The sequence below is a fragment of the Psychrobacillus sp. genome, from assembly GCF_056205495.1.
The window spans coordinates 1-4,983 of the sequence record NZ_JBAEAP010000168.1; the positions used below are offsets into that span (position 1 = coordinate 1).

At 37.1% G+C, this 4,983-nt stretch carries 4 protein-coding genes and 1 riboswitch; of the genes, 1 reads left to right on the top strand and 3 read right to left on the bottom strand.

The window, feature by feature from the left end; genetic code table 11:
• A partial coding sequence (locus AC06OU_RS04975) for a succinate dehydrogenase cytochrome b558 subunit (protein WP_475854364.1) occupies positions 1–541 on the bottom strand: 541 nt, incomplete at its 3' end.
• Positions 542–825: 284 nt separating this feature from the next.
• On the opposite strand from AC06OU_RS04975, the gene AC06OU_RS04980 reads away from it, so the two are divergent.
• Positions 826–1,239, top strand: coding sequence for a YslB family protein (locus AC06OU_RS04980; RefSeq protein WP_169361113.1), 414 nt, complete (start codon positions 826–828; stop codon positions 1,237–1,239).
• Positions 1,240–1,694: 455 nt separating this feature from the next.
• On the opposite strand, the gene AC06OU_RS04985 is transcribed toward AC06OU_RS04980, so the two are convergent.
• Both AC06OU_RS04985 and uvrC read right to left on the bottom strand, forming a co-directional pair.
• Positions 1,695–2,912: an aspartate kinase gene (locus AC06OU_RS04985; protein WP_475854365.1), complete on the bottom strand. Its 1,218-nt coding sequence runs from the start codon at positions 2,910–2,912 to the stop codon at positions 1,695–1,697.
• Positions 2,913–3,014: 102 nt separating this feature from the next.
• Positions 3,015–3,190: riboswitch (Lysine riboswitch) on the bottom strand.
• Between the two features lie 43 nt (positions 3,191–3,233).
• Positions 3,234–4,983: excinuclease ABC subunit UvrC (gene uvrC / locus AC06OU_RS04990; protein ID WP_475854366.1), on the bottom strand; the 1,750-nt coding region annotated here is incomplete at its 5' end.

The window sequence follows — 4,983 nt, forward strand, 5'->3', positions numbered from 1 at the left end:
TTGAAATTCTTTGAGATTTTGGTGATTGAGTAATTCCCCAGCTTACAAGGAATGACCAGATACCGTTAGCTAAATGGAAGGTTGCAGAAATTACACCTACAATATAAAAAGCTAACATCCATGGGTTTGATAAAATTTCATTCATCATGTTAAAGTTAACTTCCTTAGCTCCAATTGCAGCTTGGAAACGTGTTTCAAATACATGCCATGCGATAAACACAACAAGGAATATTCCAGTAAAACGTTGTAAAATAAACAACCAGTTTCTTAGAGTACCGTATCTGTTAGGATTGTACTTAACAGTAAATGCAATATAGATACCATAGAATGCATGGAACAACAAAGGAATATAAATTACAAACACTTCCAGCATTAGTCTAAAAGGTAGACTCTCCATGAAATGTGATGCCGTGTTAAAGGCTTCTTCACCTCTTGTAGCAAAATGGTTTACTACTAAATGTTGCGCCAGAAATAATCCAACTGGAATAATACCAAGTAAAGAATGTAATCGACGCATGAAAAATTCGCGATCTTTCGACAAAACAGTAACCCCCCTCAAATTTCCAATTAGCGATGATTAAACTATAGTAATAGAATAATTAATCATCACATGTTCACACCTTCTTGTTACGAATTTATGACATATCCATTGTACTCTCAACATTTTAGAGCGTCAAGGTATGTTTCCTGAATTTGTTCATCTTTCTGACACTCACCTATATAATGATTAGTTTATTTTTTCACAAAGTATTCTCTCCCAGTGAAAATATTTTATGCTAGAATAGATTATAGTTTTTATTTATCTTTGGAAAGAAGGGTTGCTGTTTGAATGAAAGAGAACATTCACATGTAACTTCCTTTGGATATGAAATAATAAGAGATCACGTGCTCACTTCTATTCTCGGAAAACATGAAAAAGAAATATTGTACTGGGCAGGTAAGGACCTTGCTCGAAAGTTTCCACTCTATTCAATGGAAGAAGCCATCTCTTTCTTCCAAGAGGCTGGCTGGGGAAGGCTTGAGTTAGATAAAACATCAAAAGATTCGGCCTATTACACGCTAGAAACATACAATCTTCCTCAAAGTGGAATTAATAGATGTCACCGATTAGAGGCTGGCTTTCTCGCAGAGCAGAAGCAAAAAATAGATGGCTATGAAACCGAATGCTATGATGAGTTTGTTAAAAAAACTGGGTTGGTCACTTTCCATATTAAATGGGACTTAAAAAGTAAACGCTAAAGATACATAAAGAGGAGGATGGAGCAATTTCCATCTTCCTCTCTTTTTTTAATTAAGCTTTGTTAAAGTTATTGGTTGATTTTGACTAACAATTCTTTTTAATAGTGACTGTAAACATAAACAAAGGAACTTTCAAATGGCTATTTAGAACATAAATAGATTTTGAAATTGGGGTTGGTGACAGTTTTAAGCTTTGTTTATGCGAGTAAATTTTTTTAATGCTTTATCGATGCTAAAGCTGTTCCATTTATTGATTGGAGCTCCAGACGGCGACTCCTACGGGATGAGTGAGACAGATAAGACATCACAACCACGCGCGTAAGCGATGGGTGATGGCTTATCGCTCACCCCGAGGAAAGCGACCGGCTAGGGCGGAAATTAATTCTACTCTCTGATTTAAGATTTCTTTGTATCATAAATCAACCCTACCCTTTAACATAGCCTTTAATAATTACTTAATTTATAGCCAAATCAAATTCATCATGGAGTGCATTCGCTGCTTGAATCATATTGCCTTGAGGCACTACAACTGAAACCTTTATTTCTGAGGTACTAACCATTTTAACTGGTATATTTTCCTTGCTTAATCGGTCGAACATTTGTGCAGCGACACCAGGATTAGATACCATTCCTGAACCTACAATAGATACCTTAGCTAAACCCACCTCAAAATCTGCAAAGGTAAAACCTAGATTCTGTTTCGTTTTCTCTAAAACGTGAATTGCTTCCGAAAGAGATTCTTTTTTTATAGAAAAGGACACGGTTGGCTTCATTCCTTCGACTATCGACTGGACAATAATATCTACATCAATATGGTTATTGGCAAGGGTAGTGAATATGGAAGCGAGTGAACCATTAAAAGGCACTGTATATTCAATCGTTAAACGTACTATATCTGATTCAAAAGCTACCCCTCGTACTACTAAATTATTCTCCACATCTACTTCCTCCTTTAAAATGGTTCCTTCCGTTTCTTCATAGCTTGAACGTACTCGTAATGGAATCTTATAGTTTTTTGCGAATTCCACTGCTCTAGGATGCAGTACTCCAGCTCCTAGATGAGCTAACTCCAACATCTCATCATATTCTAGCTGTTCTAGTTTTCTTGCATGAGATACGTAGCGTGGATCTGACGTATAAACGCCATCTACATCCGTATAAATATCACAAATGTCTGCTCCGATAGCTGCAGCTATGGCGACGGCTGTAGTGTCTGATCCTCCTCTTCCTAAAGTAGTAATCTCCCCTAATTCCGACATACCTTGAAAGCCGGCCACAATTACTACGCGATTAGCCATTAAATGCTCATTTATCTTCTGGCCATCCAATTGTTTTATTTTTGAATTTCTATGTACTTCATCTGTTACTATACCAGCTTGCCAACCCGTCAAAGATAACGTCTCTACTCCAAGTGCATTTAACTGAATGGCAAGTAAGGACATAGTTACTTGTTCTCCTGTAGCAAGCAACATATCCATTTCTCTTTTTGTTGGAATGTTAGTGATTTTACTTGCCATTTCCGCTAAGTCATCTGTTGTTTTTCCCATGGCAGAAACAACTACGACAATGTCATGTCCTTTCTCCTTTTCTAGTTGTACCCTTTTTGCAACGTTACCAATTAACTCAATTGAACCTACAGAAGTTCCGCCAAATTTCATCACAATTTTACTCATTAACCTATCTCCCCTTTATCTCCTTAGGCGGCCAATAAAAAAAGCTTCCCACATATTTGCGGAAAGCTAACTCTTCTCATACACGGCCAAAAATGATTGCCCATGTGAGATAGCCCTCCAGAATATATATTCTGACAGTCCTGCATCTCTTAAATACAGAACCAACATAGGAAAGGAAAAGCTTTTCTATGTTTCGGCGAACAACCCTTTCCTAATCGGTCGTAGGATCTTTCATCCTCACGATTAGTACTCTTGCAATTCGCACCTCTATCTTCACTGTTTGAATAGTGAATATTAAATTGTTTTAAAGATAACATAAGATTATTCAGAAGACAATAAATTTTTCTGAAAATGAGCTATTAGATTATCAGCTAATTTACTTGGGAGTCCAGATTCTATTAGTTCTTCTCGTGATGCAGCTTGCATTCGTTTAAGGGAGCCAAAATGCTTAAGAAGCATTTTCTTACGTTTTGGACCTATTCCTTCAATTCCATCTAACGATGAGGCAATTGTATGCTTCCCTCTCTGTTGTCGATGGAAAGTAATTGCAAATCGATGGACCTCATCTTGAATTCTTTGAAGAAGATAGAATGCTTCACTCGTTCTTTTCATCGGGATAATCGCTAATGGGTCACCATATAACAAGGAGGATGTTTGATGTTTGGCATCTTTCGCTAGTCCTGCAATTGGAATATCTAAGCCAAGTTCATCCTCGATAATTTCTCTTGCTGCTTCTATTTGTCCTTTACCTCCATCAATAATGATTAAATCAGGTAGAGGCAATCTCTCTTTTAATACACGAGTGTAACGTCTACGAACGACCTCACGCATAGCACCATAATCATCATGCTTTGCTGCAGTTTTCGTCTTATACTTCCGATAGTCTTTTTTATATGCTCTGCCATCAACGAATACAACCATGGCAGAAACCGCATCGGTACCGTGAATATGAGAATTATCAAAAGCCTCAATTCTGCTTGGCATGGCTATTCCCATAAGACTACCTAGTTCTTCTACTGCCCCTACAGTTCGTTCCTCTTGTCGTTCAATCAAATGGAACTTTTCTTTCAAAGCTATCGCAGCATTTTTTTGAGCTAAATCCACTAGGTTCTTTTTTGCACCCTTTTGAGGAATAATAACCTTCATTTCCAACAACTCAGAGGCTAACTCTAAATCAGTCGTATTAGGCACAAATATTTCCTTTGGTTTAATATGCTCTGGTTTAGAGTAGAACTGACCTAAAAAGGTAAGAAATTCTTCCTCCGGGTCACGGTAAATTGGAAAAAGAGAAACATCTCTTTCTATCAATTTTCCTTGACGCACAAAAAACACTTGGACACACATCCATCCCTTATCTACTGTGTATCCGAAAATATCACGATTTGTGAAATCATTCATCGTCATCTTTTGTTTTTCCATCACTTGATCGATATGTGCTATTTGATCGCGGTACTCTTTTGCACGTTCAAACTCCAACTGTTCTGCTGCTACATTCATTTTTTCAGTTAGCTCTTTCTTGACCGCTGCATGGCCACCGTTTAAAAAACTAGAGATTTCATGAATAATTTCGGTGTACGTTGCCTCTTCAATTTCTTTCACACAAGGGGCAAGGCATTGTCCGATATGGTAATACAAGCAAACTTGGCTAGGTAGCTTTTGGCACTTTCTTAATGGATATAATCTATCCAGTAATTTTTTTGTTTCATGAGCGGAATGAGAATTTGGATATGGTCCAAAATATTTACCCTTATCCTTTTTTACTTGTCTTGTAATGATGAGCTTAGGATTCTTTTCCGCAGTAATTTTTATATATGGATACGTTTTATCGTCCTTAAGCATGACATTGTATTTTGGATCATGCTTCTTAATGAGATGGAGTTCTAAAATTAGTGCCTCTAACTCGGACGATGTAACGATATATTCGAAGTCGACTATTTCTTGTACTAATCTTTGAGTTTTTCCGTCATGTGATCCCGTAAAATAAGATCGTACACGATTTTTTAATATCTTTGCTTTACCTACATATATAATGACGCCTTGTCGATCCTTCATCAAATAACAGCCTGGTTGA